Genomic DNA, 18,033 nt, shown 5'->3' on the forward strand with positions numbered 1-18,033 from the left:
AAAAATATGGCAGGAATTCCTGCCATATTTTTTACCTATCACGCTTAATTCATACATAAATATGCAAAATATCCTGCATATGCCAACAGCATTATAATTCCACATGGTCTTCTAAGTTCTTTATTCTTTATCGTTCCAAGCCATAAAATAACACCTGCAGCTACTGCTACCGCTGAATCAACCAAAAACTTGCTTTCAAATGGTACATTACAGATTAATGCAGTTGTTCCAATGACAAAAAGAATATTAAATATATTACTTCCTACGATATTTCCGATCGCAATTCCAACATTTCCACTTTTGGCTGCTGTTACGGAAGTAACAAGTTCCGGAAGGCTTGTTCCAAACGCTACGATCGTAAGTCCAATGAAACGTTCACTCATTCCAAAGGTTCTTGCTATTGCCGATGCCGAATCAACTACAAGGTCACTTCCCCATACAACCATGATTCCTCCGGCAACGATGGAGATGATACACTTTAAATAAGACATATCACACTGGGCTTCTTCTTCTGAAACTTTATTCTTTTTTGACATAACAAAAAGATAAGCAAGAAATGCGATAAATAATATCCAGAAAATCACACCTTCTACAAAACTAACTGCCTGTCTGGTCACTCCAAAAAAAATCATCAGCAATGTAACCAGTATCATGAACGGAATCTCATAATATAATGTGGATTTCTGAATCGCAACATTTGTAATAACTGCTGTAATTCCAAGAATCACAAAAACATTCATAATATTACTGCCAACAACATTTCCGATTGTAATTCCTGCATTTCCTTTTAAACCAGATGTAATACTGACGGCAGCTTCCGGAAGGCTTGTTCCCATTGCCACAATCGTAAGTCCAACGATCAACTGAGGTATCCCCAACTTCGCCGCAATTCCGGCAGCTCCATTTACAAAAAAGTCTGCACCTTTTACTAAAAATACAAACCCTAAACATAAAAGTAAAATCTGAAGTATCATAAATATCTTTTCCTCCTAAGATTACTGAAGGTGATAATGTGGAAGATCTGCTGGTTTTTTAAATGTTTCTTTGTGAAGTGCATCCATAACCTTTTCTACCGGACAGATGTCATGTTCTTCTCGAAGGAACTCAAAAATCTCATCAATTCCTTCTCCTGTATAAGAACTTGTAAAAAATATCTTTTTACATCCGGTTAACTTTAACCATTCCGCTGCCTGCTGCGGATTAGCTGCCCAGTGATCTATTTTAGTTACAATTCCCACTTCATCTCTGTTTCCAAGTGGTGTTACATTTGGAGGATATAAAGAATACGGTTCTGTCGCACTTAAAACAATTCCTACCACATCGGATTCTGCCGCATATAAATCAATCGTATGTGATAAATCCATATTTTCAGCATACTCTCCCGGCATATCAATAATACAATCATACTGGCTGACATACTGTGTCTTCTTATAAGTAATCTTTTCTCCACGTAATACCTGTTTTAACGTTGTCTTCCCACTTTCACTTCGTCCAATTAGCAACATCCTTCTCATTAATAACGTCCCCCTGTTTTCAGTTCCTTATTCACATAGGGTCTCTCCCCGTCCCAATCATATACTGTATGCGAATAAATTTAACATATCAGATCAAGAATACCAAGGCATTCTTGAATGTATCGCAACTATACTCCCATAAAAAACATTAAGGCTGCCCAGGTATAAAGAGGATAATACATCCCATGTTCATCTTTTCCTTTGCAAAGATAGTCTTGTGCATCTTCTTTGCTCACCAGACGAAATCCTTCAAACACTTCCGAACCTTCTGCCCCATCATGATTCATCTTTGGCATCTCGTCACGATTGATTGATATATATACTAAAGCATTCCCCTCATCTGTCATTCCCGGGGTACTGAATACACATGGAGATATCACCTTTACCTCATCAGATTCTTCCACTTCAATTCCGGTTTCTTCCTTCAGCTCTCGAATCGCTGTAGCTACAAGAGCATTTGGATTATCCCAGTCTTTTTCGTCAATAAGACCTGCCGGTACGCTTAACATATACTGTCCGACCGGATAACGATATTCCCAGTTTAAAAGAAGCTTCTTCGGCTGTCCCTTGATATTTAGTACAACAAAACAGCTTACTGCATCTGCCTGCATCGTCTTACATTCTTCATCCGGTGTCAATGCAACCATTCTATCTTTCTTCCTTCTGCTGGCACAATAATAGTGTCCGCCTCCTCTATACTGTAAATCATAGAGGTTTATATATTCCGACTCGTAAATTGTCTCCATCTTTCCGTTATACATATTCTTGTCACCTTTCTTAAAATTTCAAGTCGAGCAGCCGCGAGACTTGGCGCGTGATTCTGGTCAGCGTAAGCTGACATATTCTTTACAGAATCACTGCGCATCCTCGCGGAGCGTTTATCTCAGTCGGAGATTAGACTCCCACTGAGACAAATTTGCTGTCACTCACCACCTGAAAGAGGTGGGAGTCTTCTCGACTGAGATAAAAAATCCTAAAAGAAGACGCTGTTTTACATAAGTTTTACATAAAACAGTATATTCTTTTAGGATATATTGTCATATATTTAAAGAGCTTTGTCAAGGCGATTCTTCGGAAGAATACGATGTACAATAACACATAAAACAGCCGTAATCACAATATCCGGCAGCGTATAACCGATAACAATGTCAACATGCATCAATACTCGATATAAACTAAGACCAATCAGCCATACTATAAGATTCGTCCAATCCCATTCTTTTGTCACACTCCGCTTTTTATTAAAGAAAAAATCTGCAATCATAACCGCGATCATCGGTGCAAATACAGAGTTTATCAAATAAAGAAAGTCTTCTATGTTATCCATCGGATAAAGAATCGCTGCAATCGTACCGAGGAGAACTACAAGAACAGAAAGATATTTTCCGTTAATATGTTTTGAAAAACTTTCTCCAATAACTTCTCCTGAAACACCAGCAGAATGTGCTGCCAGAAAGTTCGTTGTAACCGTAGAAAAAAGAATAATCAAAAGGCCTACTACTCCAAGCCCAGCACGAAGAGAAATCTGTGCAATATCAGAAGTTCCCATACCAATCGCAGCAGACATTCCAATCAGATACATCCAACAGCTTACCAGACAATAAACAATGGTACTTACTACAGTAGCCTTTACCGGTTTTGTACTGTTAGATGTATAATCACTGATCACAGGAATCCAGGATAATGGCATGGCTGCTGACAGCTCAATAGCTGCACCAAAAGTAAGTACATCCTTATTCACACTGCTGCCATTGAAAAGCGTTCCAAAGTTTCCTCTCGTCACAATTACAAAACATAATACTAACGTCATTAAAAATAATGCTGTCATTGCAACCATATTAATCTTCTCGAGACGTTTTAATCCTACCAGAACCCACAGGAGTAATAACACGCCGATCACTGCACACCATACACCCGCTCCTACAGAAAAAATACCATTCGCAGCAAGTGCTCCATCGTAATTTAAAATAGCAAGCCAGCCTGCTAACTGTAAAATATTTAAAACAGAAAAAGACAGATTACCTTTTCGTCCAAAACTAACTGCAACGGTTTCCATCGCATTATTTCTCGTTTTTGCTCCAAGATATCCTGCTAAAAATAATAAGATACCTCCAATGATATGACCAATTAAAATAGCGAACAGACCCTTTTTAATCCCAAGCGGTGCAAAATACGTCCCTGTCAGAATTTCTGACATGGAAACTCCGGCTCCAAACCAGATTAATCCATTACTAAGGACCGATGTTTTATTTTCTTCCATACGAAATCATTCCTCCTTGTAAAAATATCTGAAACAAGTATAATATTATAGTACACTTTAACCATATTTAAATATCCAATTTAGATAAAGCCAGTATGGTCAGAATATATATCAGGAGAATTCTATGCTAACTTATTCTTTTACAAACTTAAAAAATGAATCTCTATACACGCACCTATACCAATGTATCCGTCAGGATATTATAGATGGAAAGTTAATTTCAGGAGAAAAACTGCCTTCCAAAAGAAGTTTTGCGAAAAATCTCGGAGTAAGTACAATTACTATCGAAAATGCTTATGCACAACTTTTATCTGAAGGGTATATTTATTCCATTCCTAAAAAAGGCTTCTATGTATCAGATTTTAAAAATAATGCGATAAAACCAGTGAAATTAACAACAGAAAATGTAGAACTTTCTTCCGGATATTCTGATTTTCTTGCTGATTTTTCAAGTAACCAGACCCGTCCGGAAAACTTTCCGTTTTCAATCTGGGCAAAACTGATGCGCGAAACTTTTAATACAAATAGCCCAGACCTTATGACAAAGCCTCCATGTGGAGGCATCATCGGTCTTAGAAAGGCTATTGCCACACATTTAGAACAATTCCGGGGAATGCATGTCCAGCCGGAAGAGATTTTTATTGGTGCCGGAACAGAATATCTTTACGGACTGCTCATTCAGCTCCTTGGATTTGACAAAAAATATGCTATTGAAAATCCCGGCTATGAAAAGATTGCCGCCATTTACAATAGCTATAACGTAAAATACCATTATATTCCAATGGATGAAAAAGGAATTCTTGTCAACGAATTAGAAAATAGCGGTGCAGATGTGGTACACATTTCCCCCTCGCATCATTTTCCCACAGGAATCGTTACTCCTATAAGCCGCCGTTATGAACTTCTTGGCTGGGCTGCTGCTTCTGCTAATCGTTATATTATTGAAGATGATTACGACAGCGAATTTCGCCTTACTGGAAAGCCGATTCCGTCTTTGCAAAGTATGGATATCACGCAAAAGGTTATCTATATTAATACTTTTACAAAGAGTCTTTCCTCTACTATGCGAATCAGTTATATGGTACTCCCGCCGGAACTTGCCAATCGTTTTCTAGAACAGTTGAGCTTTTACTCCTGTACCGTTTCAAACTTTGAACAATATGCACTAATGCGTTTTATTAACGAAGGTTATTTTGAAAAACACATAAACCGTATGCGTAACTTTTACCATAAGCAACGGGACATCTTATTAGATGCCATAAAAAGAAGTCCTCTCTCGTCCCATGTCACTATTATGGAAGAAGACTCCGGACTTCATTTTCTGTTAAAATTAAAAATGGAACTATCCGATAAAGAATTCGTGCAGCGCGCACTCCAAAAAGGCGTAAAACTGAACAGTCTGTCCGCTTATTATCATGACAGTCCTGATGACTTTGCTGCTCATACCTTTATTATCAACTACTCTTACCTCAATACAGAACATTTAGCAGAAGCAATAAACGTACTATATGACTGTATAAAAAAATAGATGAAAGGGGCTTGTTTTGTGTGCCCCCTTCATCTACGATCTACTCTCGAAATCTTTTTGCTGTCACTCACCACCTGAAAGAGGTGAGTGTCTTCTCGACTGAGATAAATTATGCTTTATTTCCAGTATAAAGCTGATAGTATCTTCCCTTTTCTTCTATCAGATCATCATGGGATCCTCTCTCGATAATCCTTCCCTGTTCTAATACCATGATACAATCACTGTTTTTAATCGTCGAAAGACGATGCGCGATTACAAAAGTAGTTCTTCCATTCATCAGACGATCCATTCCTTCCTGTACGATTTTTTCGGTACGGGTATCGATCGAACTGGTTGCCTCATCAAGAATTAATACCGGAGGATCTGCGATGGCTGCTCTTGCGATGGAAAGAAGCTGGCGCTGACCCTGGCTTAAGTTTGCACCATCTCCAGTAAGAATCGTATCATATCCCTGTGGAAGTCTTTCAATAAAACTATCGGCATTCGCAAGCTTTGCTGCTGCAATAACTTCTTCATCTGTTGCATCCAGCTTACCGTAACGGATATTGTCTTTTACGCTTGCAGTAAATAAATGAGTATCCTGTAATACCATTCCAAGAGAATGTCTTAAATCTGCTTTTTTTATTTTATTAATATTAATACCGTCATAACGGATTTTTCCGTCCTGAATATCATAAAAACGATTAATCAGATTTGTAATCGTTGTCTTTCCGGCTCCGGTAGAACCTACAAATGCGATTTTCTGACCTGGTGTAGCAAACATTTTAATATCATGAAGAACAATCTTCTTCTCATCATATCCAAAATCCACACCAAGAAATTCTACATCACCAAGAAGCTTTTTATACGTTGTTGTTCCATCTTCTTTATGAAAATGTTTCCATGCCCAGATACCGGTATGTTTTTCTGTTTCATGAATCGTTCCGTCTGCATCTTCTGTTGCATTCACAAGAGTAACATATCCTTCATCAACTTCCGGTTTTTCATCAAGAAGTGCAAAAATTCTCTGTGCTCCGGCAAGCGCCATCGCTACGAAGTTCACCTGCTGGCTGACCTGGCCGATTGGCATATTCAAACTCTTATTAAATGTAAGAAAACTTGCCAGCGCCCCAAGTGTAAAACCACCGATTCCATTAATCGCAAGAATACCACCGATGATTGCTACGATAACATAACTGATATTTCCAATCTGTGCATTAGCTGGCATAGCAATATTGGCAAACTTGTTTGCATTATCAGCACTGTGGAACAATTCATCATTTAATTTTTTAAATTCTTCAATACTTTTTTCTTCATGGCAAAAAACTTTTACAACCTTCTGTCCCTGCATCATTTCTTCAATATAGCCATTTGCCGCACCGAGATCTTTTTGCTGCTGTATAAAGTATTTTCCGCTTAATGTTGCAAGACGTTTAGAAACATAAACCATAACACCGACCATGACAAGGCTGACTACCGTTAACGGAACATTTAACATGAGCATGCAGACAATGATGCTGACTACCATGATCCCACTGTTAAAAAGCTGCGGAATACTCTGGGAAATCATCTGTCTTAATGTATCAATATCATTCGTATACACAGACATGATATCACCATGCGCATGTGTATCAAAATATTTAATCGGAAGATCCTGCATATGAGTAAACAATTCGTCTCGCAGACTTCGTAATGTTCCTTGTGTAATATTTACCATGATCTGTGAATATAACAAAGTTAGTACTACACCAATCGCATAAAAACCAGCTACGCGTGTAATTGCATGAGCAAGACCGGAAAAATCATGATTTCCGTCTTTTAACATCGGGACAATGTAATTATCAATCAATGTCTGCATAAACATCGTTCCCTGTACATTACAGACAACACTGATCAAAATACAAAGCAATACTATTATGAAGGCAGCACCGTAATGCTTCATGATATATCCCATGAGACGTTTTAATAATGCTCCGGGATTTTCTACTTTTTTCCCATTTTTCATATTCATGCGAGCCATCTTATTCACCTCCATTCTCATCGAAGTCTCCGCCGCCCTTTGTCTGGGATTCGTATACTTCTCTGTAAATCTTATTTGTCTTTATAAGGTTTTCATGACTGTCAAAACCGGAAATTTCTCCATTATCCATAACGATAATTCGATCCGCATTCTGTACGCTAGATACTCTCTGGGCAATGATAAGTTTCGTAGTGTTTGGAATCTCCTTTGCAAAAGCTTCACGAATCTTTGCATCTGTTGCCGTATCTACTGCACTTGTACTGTCATCAAGAATAAGTATCTTTGGCTTTTTAAGAAGAGCCCTTGCAATACAAAGTCTCTGCTTTTGTCCACCAGACACATTAGAACCGCCCTGCTCAATATATGTATGATATCCTTCCGGCATCCTGTCAATAAATTCATCTGCACAGGCAAGACGGCAGGCTCTTTTACATTCTTCCTCCGTTGCATTCTCATCACCCCAGCGAAGATTATCAAGGATTGTCCCTGAGAAAAGTACATTTTTCTGTAAGACAACGGACACTTCGTCTCGCAGTGTTTCAATATCATACTCCCGCACATCTTTGCCACCAACAAGTAATCTTCCATCAGAAACATCATACAGACGGCTGATCAAATTTACAAGACTAGATTTCGCACTTCCGGTTCCACCAATAATACCAATGGTTTCCCCTTCCTTCACAGAAAAACTGATATCATTTAATACATTCTTCTTTCCGTCTTTATTATAACGGAAGGAAACATGGTCAAATACAATACTTCCATCTTTTACTTCGTAAAGCGGATGGTCTGGATTTACAATATCCGGTGTTTCATTTAATACTTCTGACACACGCTCTGCACTTGCCACACTCATAGAAAGCATAACAAAAACCATGGAAAGCATCATAAGATTCATTAAAATACTCATACAGTATGCAAGCAGCATCATAAGTTCCCCTGTTGTAAGAACAGACTGCACGATCATCTTCGCACCAAGCCAGCTGATTCCAAGAATACAGGAATAGACGGTAAACATCATAAGCGGTGAGTTAAATGAAACGATTCTCTCTGCTTTTACTGCCATACGATATACGTTGCCGCTTGCCTTTGTAAAACGGCTCTTTTCATATTTTTCACGCACATACGCCTTTACTACACGAATAGCAGAAACATTCTCCTGCACACTTGCATTCAGGTCATCGTACTTCTTAAACATTGCTGTGAAATAACCCATGGCTCTCCAGATAATGAGTGCAAGGAAAGCACCAAGAATAAGAACTGCTACAAGATAAATACTTGCAAGCTTTGCATTTACCGAAAATGACATGATCATCGCACAGACCAAACTAAATGGGGCACGTACACACATACGCAGAAGCATCTGATAAGAATTCTGTAAGTTTGTTACATCCGTTGTCATACGGGTAACCAGACTCGGTGTACTGAACTTATCAATATTAGAAAAAGAAAATGTCTGAATATTCTCAAACATCGCCTGTCGTAAGTTCTTTGCAAATCCAGTTGATGCCCTCGCACCGTACTTTCCTCCCATAACACCAGCAAACAAACCAATGCCTGCCGCCGCAACCATCCATATACCAATAATATAAATATGATGAATATCTCCTCTTTCCACGCCATCATCAATGATCGATGACATTAAAAGCGGAATAATCATTTCCATGATTACCTCTAAAATCATGAAAAATGGTGTAAGAATAGAATCTTTCTTAAACTCTTTCACTTGTCCTGCAAGAGTCTTTATCATTCCATCCACCGTCCTTTCGTTTTAAATTTAAATATTTTCATAAATAAAATTCTTTCGTTTGCCATAGGCGGAAACCCACTACCTTTAGGTGGTGGGAGGAGCCTTGTTAACTGTTACCTAATATGCTACAATAGCCGTAGCAGTTCTTAAAGAGAAAACCGTTAGATGTGCTGCTCATTAAAGACACTCTTTTGTACATTGACAAGATATGAGGTTGCAATACGAAATTCGTGTATTGCGTAAAATCTTAACCGTAAAAGATTTTTTTACTGTATAGCATGGGAAGTTTAGTACCTGATACAGTTACAGATGAGCATGTCTTGTCTGTAAAGGGTGCTGTCAGCCACCCTATGATGTAACGCCACTTTAGATAGCAATATCTATCGGGGATTAAAGGTCGGAGGTGTAAGCCGTTAGTACGACTGGGCAGTTACAAGCCCATGACCTTTAGGTCGTGGGTAGTTGACGCGCCTGCTGCATTTTCCACTGCAATACTGCAGTTCCTCCAGATTATTACGAATCTTAACTGCTACTTTTAAAAAAGTCTGTAATTCTTCTTCGCTGACTCCCTCACGAATCTCTTCTTCTACCTTTTCAATATTTTGAAGAAAACGTTTATGAATCTCTTCTCCTTTTTCCAAAAGACACAGACGCTTTAAACGACAGTCTCTCTCTACTGCCACTCTGGCTATATATCCTTTTTGTTCCATCTGTTTTACAAGGCAGGTTACTGTAGAGCGCGCAATATAAAACTGCGCTTCAATATCTCTTTGAAAAATCTCTTCCTCCTTATGGTCATATAAATATCCCATAATCCATCCCTGCATCACCGGCATCATACCATTCTTCCCTGATTCCTCATCGCTCATTGTCATTGCTTTCCTCATCAACATATTATCTATAGAACGGATATTAAATCCTATCGTATCTTCTCTCTTCACGCAATCTCCTTCTCTGTTTGTTTCTTTGACCTATGCCTTTAGCTTTCCAACTTGTTTGAATAGAAACTGTTTGACATTGAATTGTTCAATATTAAACAGTTTTGCTTTACTATTATATCCTTTTCCCTTCATTTGTCAAGAAGTTTTACTATTTCATTCTTTAGAGGGAACAGACGAAAATAAAAAGAATAGACTATAGCAATGTAAAGATATCACTGCGTAGAAAATGCCTGTTCGGCATTTTTACTTGCTCTCACATTACATTTGCTATAGTCTATTCTTTTTATTTTCTGCTTGTTGGCTCCAGAGAAATGAACGCAATAGTCTTTGGGAGAATAAGGGGGGAGAGGTCAGAAGTCTACTGCTTACTCGGAAGGTATCTCTGTCATGGAATTTTATTTACCTGCTCTCACATTACATTTCCTATGGTCTATTCTTTTTATTTTCTGTGTTTTGGCTTCGGAAGGAAGGAATACAATAAATCTAAAGGTGACTACTTTAATTTCTTGGAAAATGACAATCTACTTTCTCTTTATTGCTCGTTAAAGAAAGAAAATAATCTTCTGGACGATATATCTTTCGAGCAAGTAGCAGCCTTCTGAGTTCTCCCCCCTCATCCTCCCCAAAGACTATTGCATTCATTCCTTCTGGAGCCAAAACACAGAAAAAAGAAACCATATCATATCCCAGATGCGGCTTCGGAGCGTGTTTAAGATGCGGATGAGCATCTTAAATGCAGCGACTACAGAGCAGATGGGATATGACATTATTTCTTTTTTCGTCTGTTTTCTTCTAAATGAATCAATTTAACGTCTCATTCATACTTCCAGTTCGATATCCTGTTAAGTCCATTGTAACATAGGTAAATCCATACTCTTTGAAAGCTTTGGTAATCCGGTTTCGGTTTTCATCTGCAATTAATTTAGAAAATTCTTCCGGCAGAATTTCAATTCGCGCAATCATGCCATGGATTCTTACACGTACTTGGTGATATCCCATGTCAAGAAGTAACTGTTCTGCTTTATCTACCATTTTCAGTTTTTCTTCAGAAATGGTTTCTCCATATACAAAACGAGAGGAGAGACAGGCAAAGGATTGTTTATTCCAAGTTGGCAATCCTAAGTCTTTGGAGAGCGTGCGAATATCATCTTTATTTAATTAGCTGGCTCTTAACGGACTTTTTATTCCTAATTCTTTTAAAAAATTCTCTAAATGTTCTTTCTTTTTATTCTGTTCTATTGATACCATAATAAAATCCTCCAAATGTCATATTGGTTGCATAGTACAACCATATACCTATTTTGTCAATAGGTTTATATGTTGTTGTGAATTTTCTTTAACAAAATCAAAAATAGTGCTATAATTAGAAAATCAACGTTATAAAAGGAGATTTTCACATGGATTACAGACGTTTTAAAGATACCATCTATCTCCGCCTTGACCCCGGCGAAGAAATCATAGAACAGATTGAAAAAGTAGCAAAAAAAGAAAAGATTCATCTTGCACAGATTAATGGATTAGGCGCACTCAATGACTTTACTACTGGTGTTTTTGATACCTCAGAAAAAAAGTTCTATCCCGTTCATTTTGAGGGGGCTTATGAAATTATTTCCTTAACAGGAACTGTCACAAGACAGGACGGCGAAGTATATCTTCACCTTCACATGGCTGCCGGTGATAAAGATGGCCATGTATTTGGCGGGCATTTAAATATGGCCTATGTCAGTGCTACTGCTGAAATCCAGATTCAGATTATTGATGGAACAATTAATAGAAAATACGATGAAAAAATAGGACTCAACTTGTTTGATTTTACTATTTAATTCATTAGAGAAAACAAACGAAAAAGAAATAATACCATATCCCACCTGCTCTGTAATCGCTGTGTTTAAGATGCTTATCTGCATCGTAAACACGCTCCGAAGCCGCATCTGGGATATGGTATTATTTCTTTTTTCTGTGTGTTGGCCCAGAAGGAATGAATTTAATAGTATTGGGGAGGGATAAGGGAAAGAGGTCAAAAAGGTTCCTGCTTGCTCGGAAGATATATCGTCAGAAGATTATTTTCTCGCTCTTAGTGAGCAGTAAAAAGAAAGGGGATTGTCATTTTACAAAAAATAAAGTAGTCATCTTTAGAGTTATCTTGCTACGAGATGTACAGCATGCAACGTATGACACGCATTGATAAAAACGATATATTGCGACAATATAATGATAAATATATCATGTACAGCGATAGCTTACAGTATCATCTTATCATCAGTGAAACTTGAAAAAATCAGCATAGCGGAAACAGTATCAGAATAAGCCACGACCTTCCGAGCAAGCAGTAGCCTTCTGATTTCTCCCCCATCTCTCTCCCCAAAAACTATTGCATTCATTCCTTCTGGAGCCAACAAGCAGAAAATAAAAAGAATAGACCATAACAAATGCAATGTGAGAGCAAGTAAAAATGCCGAACAGGCATTTTCTACGCAGTGATATCTTTACATTTGTTATGGTCTATTCTTTTTATTTTCGTCTGTTTTCTCCTAATGAATCAGATAGTTACTATGTAAGGTGTTTTGGTGTTCCCACCTGGGCATATACCGATATTTTTTCGCGTTCTCTTTTACGAATCCGTTCCGCACATTCCTTAATCTTATGACAGATCCACATATAGGCTGTTGTTCCTTCTTGATAGTTCGCTTCTGCATACATATTGATTCGTCCATCCACGCGCATCTGCTCTACCTGCCGCATAGCTTCCATATCTCCATGTGGGTAAATAGCAAAGGTTGCACCATGATTTTTATTCACGAGGGAAAAAGCAGGAATATCGCTTGGTCCATCAGCCACATAGATGATATTTTGAAAAGGAACTCTGCGAAGTTCTTCTGGCATCTTGGTATTTACTTCGACCCCTTCATGACGGTTTACACCTTTATTAATCTCAAACAAAGCTCTCGTTTTACTGGTATTATCAATTGTATAGCCGATTTCACTGATTATCCTGCCACCATCTTCTGTCTCTTCTTCAATCAGTTCACAACCCCAGATTCCCTGCACATATTGTGCAACGACAGAGCCTTTTATTACCTGGCTTAATCCTGTACTTACGATATAATGTTCTACTTTAATATCATATTCCTGATAAATAGAATCTTCTTCAATCAGCTTCCTTGTTTCTTCAAAAATTTCCGGAATTCCTTCATAAAAATGAAGATTCTTTCCAAAATCATAGAGCATCGCATTATTTAAACCTTTAAAAATTCCTTTTTTCGCACAGTGGATAAAATGGTTTAGATAAATAGTATCCGGGTTCACCCGGACACCCTGCTCTACTCTATATTTTTCCGGAAGAAAATTAACTTCTCTCCAAAAGTCGGAAGAATCCACTCCATAATACTCAAAAATCGGTTCTTCCATATATCCATTTACTAATGTTTTATCAAAATCCCAGACAACTGCAATAATATTTGCCATATCTTACCCCTTATTAAAAATCATCCAAATGGATGTTTTCTTTTCATCTTCGAGCTAAGACAAGAAAGCCTCAGCATTCCTGCTACGATACTATTATATCTTATTTTGTAAATCTATGTCAACGAACATAACTCCCATACTTTTTTAATTCTTTTCCAGTTCTTTTTCCACTTTAAAAAACTTTATAAATAACTATAACACAAATAAAATCCCCATTACTGCGTATATGATGTGCAATAATTGGGATTTCATTTGTGTGTTTTACTTTATTCTTATATATGTGTTTATATGTGTCGTGTGTTATTGTTTATTTATATTTCTTTGTGTTTACGTTCGTATTCTTATTCTCCAAATACAGCTTTATAATCTGCCTGGAATTTTTCGATTCCCTGGTCTGTCAATGGATGCTTTGTCATCTGTTCGATTACTTTGTAAGGAACAGTAGCGATATCAGCGCCTGCAAGTGCACAATCTGTTACATGGATCGGATTTCTTACAGAGGCTGCAATAATCTCTGTGTCATATGCATAGATATCAAAAATTTCTGCGATCTGTCGGATTAAATCAACTCCTGGCTGGTTAATATCATCTAATCTTCCAATGAATGGGGAAACATATGTAGCGCCTGCATTCGCAGCAAGGATTGCCTGATTTGCAGAGAAGATTAGTGTAACATTCGTCTTGATTCCTTCTTTAGAAAGAACTTTCACTGCTTTTAATCCTTCTACTGTCATAGGAATCTTAACAACCATGTTCGGATGGATTGCTGCGATTTCACGACCTTCTTTAATCATTCCTTCCGCATCTGTTGTTGTAGCTTTTACTTCGCCACTGATTGGTCCGTCAACAATGGAAGTAATTTCTTTAATTACTTCTGTAAAATCTCTTCCTTCTTTTGCAATTAAAGAAGGGTTTGTTGTAACACCACAGATTACTCCAAGATCATTAGCTTTCTTAATGTCTTCTACATTAGCAGTATCCACGAAAAATTTCATTTGTTCAACCTCCATTTATTTTTGCTTTATTTGATACTACCAATATAACATGTAAAGAAAGAAAATGCAAGCATAAATAAAAGAAAAAATAAATAAAGATAAGTAAATAACGTTTTTTATTTTCTTTTTGTCTCGTTTTTTATTTTTTTCTCTTTTTTTACTGGAATAAATTTATATTTCACGCTATAATAATTGTGCTGTTTAGATTATAGCGGCAAACTACTTTTACAAAAATTCTAAACAGAGTACATACATACTATATTGGAGGATCTTGCCATGATGCAGTTAGAACGCCAGAAGAAGATTCTGGATTACTTAAATAAAAACAGAAAGGCTACAACTAAAGAGCTGAGTCAGCTTCTTGATGTGTCTGCTACTACAATCCGTACAGATTTAAATCAGATGGATAAAGAGAAACTCATTACAAAAACGCATGGTGGTGCAGTTTATAATGATAGAAGTCTTGATAATATTGAATTAACCGGAAGAGCTTATATTTTTGATGAAAGAGCTTTGGAAAACCGCAAGGAAAAGGAAGCAATCGCGAGCAAAGCAATAAAATTAATTAAAAATCATATGTGTATTTATCTGGATGCCAGTTCCACCTGCTATACACTTGGTATGAAGTTATCCGGCTTTACAAAGCTTACTGTTATTACAAACGGAATCAATCTGGCACTGGCATTAAAAGATGTTCCCGGAATCACCGTAATCTTAACCGGAGGAATCGTCACTTCTGTTTCTTCTTCCATTGAAGGCTTGCTTGGAGAAGATCTGCTCACAAAGATTCACACAGATATCGCTTTTGTATCTGCACGAGGCTTTTCTGTAGAGAATGGTCTGACTGACTTTAGTATTTATGAAGCAGATTTAAAACGACGCTGTGTAAAATCTTCCGCTAAAACGATTGCCTTAATCGACCATACGAAATTTAACACAACATCGATTTCTAGTTATGCATCATTAGATGACTTAAATATGGTCATTACGGATTTTGGTCTCTCAGAACATACAAAGTCCATCTATGAAAATGCCGGAGTAAATCTTGTATTGGCTAAAGAAGTCTAAGCCGAAGCTTGCTACTGATACTACTTCCTCCTTTTCTTTTGTGATCTTATATGTATTTTAGAAAACATTCAAGTCGAGCTGTCACTCACCACCTGAAAGAGGTGGGAGTCTTCTCGACTGAGATAAAAATATCCTGGCAAGTACAAATTTTTTCAACTTTGTAACATGTCCAGGATATTTTTATATTTTAAATCAGATGCGTGTCTTCTAATTTTTCCATAAATGCATCATTTAATTTTATGATCGGTTTTCTAAGTACCAATCCAAGTATAAGAGAAAGTATCAGGAAAATGCTCATTTTACCAAGAGAAGTCCAATACGTCATACCGTACATTCCCCCTATCGTCTCTCGAATCGCTCTCATGCTATGCACAAAAGGAAGCAATGGATATACTGCCTTGAAAAATGCCGGTGCTACTTCTATCGGAAAGGTACCTCCAGAACCCGCAACCTGTATAACAAGAAGAATAACCGATACCGCTTTTCCAATATCGCCAAAGGATACGGTCAAAGTATATATAATATTTACATACACAATACTGCTAAACCAGCCTGCCAGCATAAAGAGAAATGGATGTTTACACTGAATCCCAAGATAAAACAAATCACCAAGACAAATCAGCGTACTTTGCAATAATCCTACAATGAGAAAAATAATATAACGTCCAAGATATATCTGATAATTCTTTACTTTTTTAAGTCCCTCCACAGCGGCTTCTGAAACACCAACTTTTAACATAGCAACCAGCACGATTCCTCCTACCCATATAGAAAGCGTAGAATAAAATGGTGCCATAGAAGAACCATAATTTTCTATTGGATATAACTTCGTTGTATTTAAAGAAACCGGTGCAGATAAAAATGTAGAAATGTCTTCTGTATTATCTGATAGCAATGACTTTATATCAGATAAATTGCCGACATCTTGAAGCTTTGTAAGTTTATCTGTAAGTTTTTTTATCTGTTTTGCTGATCGATTCAAAAGATCACAAGAAGTAGTTATTGCTGCTTTTATATCTGTAAGATCATCTGCTGCATTTTCAGCGGTCTTACTGACCTTATCTGTTCCTGTATCTAACTTTTTCAGTAATCCGTCAACATCTGTTCCTGTATTATTTAAAGAAGAGGATAAATCTTCAATGCTGTCTTTCAGATTATCTTCATACTTAGACTGTACCTCAGATAAACTCTTTTTACTATCCTTTAATAACGAATCAATGTCTTCTTTCCCACTTTGTATATTTTCTGAAGAGTTACGAAGTTCATCCGCATTTGCTGCTAAACTTTCACTTAATTGTTTCTGAATTGCAACCGACTCATTTATTTTGGCAACAACTTCTCCTGTATAAGAAGATAATTCTGGATGATCTGTTCCCAGCGCAGAAATACTTTTTCCTAAAGAACTATAGGATGCTGCAATATTATCCATTTTTTCGGATAATGTCTCCATTATATCTGCTACTTTATCTGCATCTTTTGCCTGCGATTTAAAAGCATCATCAATAAGCTCTGATGCATCATCATAAAAAGAACTTCCGGCAGACAAAGCTTCATTAATGCCATTTGTTGCCCCGGATATTGTTTTCTTCACACCGGATAAAGAGGATTTTGTATTTTCCAGAGAAGTCAAGCTTTGCTTTGACTGCATTTTAGACTGTTCAAGATACTTTGATGTTGTTTCTAATAATTTCTGCGCAGACTCCACCATACCAGAAAATGTCTGCAGGGTACTTGCCGATGCAGACAAATCAGAAGTAATACGTTTCAGATTTGTAATCAAATTCGAAGTAATTGTTTCTGTTCCTGTTTTATCAGCCGCACTTGAAACCGTCTGCAATGCTGTCAGAGCAACATTAGATATTGTTTTTATAAAAACTTCATTTATCTGCGTCTGTATCGCTGTCGCTCCCTTATCTGTAACCTTTGGTGCAATCGCATTTTCTTTTGCATTAGAATAGTACATAATCTGCGGTTTTTGTACATCCTCTGTAAAAACACTCATCATATTTTTACTAAACTCTTTCGGAATGACAATAGCAGCGTAATACTTACCGGATTTCACGCCGTTCACTGCTTTCTTTTTTGTTGTGAAAATCCAGTCTAACTGTGTATTTTCATGTAATGCAGAAATAACCTGTTCTCCAAGATTTAAATTAACAGAAATCAAGTCTCCTTCGTATCCTTCATCCACTGTAGCAACCGCAACCTTTAATCCCCCTGTATTTTCATAAGGATTCCAGCTCGCCGCAATATTAAACCAGGCATAAAGAGAGGGAACAACAGTAATACCGACAATAACAATCATTGCAATGACATTCTTTCGGATACGTTTTACATCGCCTTTAAAAATGGCCCCTATATTTTTCATTATTCCTCTTCCTCTTTTTCCTGGGTACTGTAAAGTTTTACAGTCCTATTTTTGTTTAAAACCTTATATTTTCAAGGATTTCATCACTTTTTACGAATAAAAAAGCAATGACCCCCTTTTTCATGTATAATGTAAGTGACCAAAC

The 18,033-nt window shown here is 37.2% G+C and carries 13 protein-coding genes and 1 pseudogene; 3 read left to right on the forward strand and 11 right to left on the reverse strand.

What is annotated here, in order from left to right:
• Window positions 1-44: 44 nt before the first annotated feature.
• The 4 genes from FYJ25_RS12355 to cytX all read right to left on the reverse strand — a co-directional run bounded on the left by FYJ25_RS12355 (window position 45) and on the right by cytX (window position 3,774).
• Window positions 45-974 carry a calcium/sodium antiporter gene (locus FYJ25_RS12355; RefSeq protein ID WP_021907882.1) on the reverse strand — a complete coding sequence of 310 codons (930 nt, stop codon included), beginning with the start codon at window positions 972-974 and terminating at the stop codon, window positions 45-47.
• Window positions 975-995: 21 nt separating this feature from the next.
• A complete protein-coding gene (locus FYJ25_RS12360) occupies window positions 996-1,514 on the reverse strand; it encodes a EutP/PduV family microcompartment system protein (protein WP_021907881.1) in 519 nt (172 codons plus the stop codon).
• Window positions 1,515-1,642: 128 nt separating this feature from the next.
• On the reverse strand, window positions 1,643-2,275 hold the full coding sequence (locus FYJ25_RS12365) for an NUDIX hydrolase (RefSeq protein ID WP_154581417.1): 633 nt from the start codon (window positions 2,273-2,275) through the stop codon (window positions 1,643-1,645).
• Between the two features lie 284 nt (window positions 2,276-2,559).
• Window positions 2,560-3,774 carry a putative hydroxymethylpyrimidine transporter CytX gene (cytX, locus tag FYJ25_RS12370; protein WP_154581418.1) on the reverse strand — a complete coding sequence of 405 codons (1,215 nt, stop codon included), beginning with the start codon at window positions 3,772-3,774 and terminating at the stop codon, window positions 2,560-2,562.
• Between the two features lie 124 nt (window positions 3,775-3,898).
• On the opposite strand from cytX, the gene pdxR reads away from it, so the two are divergent.
• Window positions 3,899-5,302, forward strand: coding sequence for a MocR-like pyridoxine biosynthesis transcription factor PdxR (gene pdxR / locus FYJ25_RS12375; RefSeq protein ID WP_154581419.1), 1,404 nt, complete (start codon window positions 3,899-3,901; stop codon window positions 5,300-5,302).
• 109 nt (window positions 5,303-5,411) lie between these two features.
• Here pdxR and FYJ25_RS12380 read toward each other — a convergent pair whose 3' ends face one another.
• The 4 genes and pseudogenes from FYJ25_RS12380 to FYJ25_RS15085 all read right to left on the reverse strand — a co-directional run.
• Window positions 5,412-7,301, reverse strand: a complete 1,890-nt coding sequence (locus tag FYJ25_RS12380; protein ID WP_154581420.1) for an ABC transporter ATP-binding protein — start codon at window positions 7,299-7,301, stop codon at window positions 5,412-5,414.
• A 1-nt stretch (window position 7,302) separates the two neighbouring features.
• Entirely contained in the window at window positions 7,303-9,051 is a 1,749-nt protein-coding gene (locus FYJ25_RS12385; RefSeq protein WP_154581421.1) for an ABC transporter ATP-binding protein, read from the reverse strand.
• Window positions 9,052-9,464: 413 nt separating this feature from the next.
• Window positions 9,465-9,992 carry a MarR family winged helix-turn-helix transcriptional regulator gene (locus FYJ25_RS12390; RefSeq protein ID WP_154581422.1) on the reverse strand — a complete coding sequence of 176 codons (528 nt, stop codon included), beginning with the start codon at window positions 9,990-9,992 and terminating at the stop codon, window positions 9,465-9,467.
• 801 nt (window positions 9,993-10,793) lie between these two features.
• Window positions 10,794-11,186: pseudogene (locus FYJ25_RS15085) on the reverse strand (ATP-dependent sacrificial sulfur transferase LarE); the annotation flags it as partial.
• 203 nt (window positions 11,187-11,389) lie between these two features.
• On the opposite strand from FYJ25_RS15085, the gene FYJ25_RS12400 reads away from it, so the two are divergent.
• Window positions 11,390-11,815, forward strand: a complete 426-nt coding sequence (locus FYJ25_RS12400; RefSeq protein ID WP_154581423.1) for a PPC domain-containing DNA-binding protein — start codon at window positions 11,390-11,392, stop codon at window positions 11,813-11,815.
• A gap of 727 nt (window positions 11,816-12,542) precedes the next feature.
• Here FYJ25_RS12400 and FYJ25_RS12405 read toward each other — a convergent pair.
• Both FYJ25_RS12405 and fsa read right to left on the reverse strand, forming a co-directional pair.
• Entirely contained in the window at window positions 12,543-13,457 is a 915-nt protein-coding gene (locus FYJ25_RS12405; protein WP_147608634.1) for an HAD family hydrolase, read from the reverse strand.
• Window positions 13,458-13,798: 341 nt separating this feature from the next.
• Entirely contained in the window at window positions 13,799-14,452 is a 654-nt protein-coding gene (fsa, locus tag FYJ25_RS12410; protein WP_021907023.1) for a fructose-6-phosphate aldolase, read from the reverse strand.
• A gap of 276 nt (window positions 14,453-14,728) precedes the next feature.
• On the opposite strand from fsa, the gene FYJ25_RS12415 reads away from it, so the two are divergent.
• Entirely contained in the window at window positions 14,729-15,520 is a 792-nt protein-coding gene (locus FYJ25_RS12415; RefSeq protein ID WP_021907022.1) for a DeoR/GlpR family DNA-binding transcription regulator, read from the forward strand.
• A 187-nt stretch (window positions 15,521-15,707) separates the two neighbouring features.
• On the opposite strand, the gene FYJ25_RS12420 is transcribed toward FYJ25_RS12415, so the two are convergent.
• Window positions 15,708-17,888 carry a YhgE/Pip domain-containing protein gene (locus tag FYJ25_RS12420; RefSeq protein WP_096239833.1) on the reverse strand — a complete coding sequence of 727 codons (2,181 nt, stop codon included), beginning with the start codon at window positions 17,886-17,888 and terminating at the stop codon, window positions 15,708-15,710.
• Window positions 17,889-18,033: the final 145 nt, after the last annotated feature.

This window comes from Anaerobutyricum soehngenii (assembly GCF_009697165.1).
Taxonomy (GTDB): Bacteria; Bacillota; Clostridia; order Lachnospirales; family Lachnospiraceae; genus Anaerobutyricum; species Anaerobutyricum soehngenii.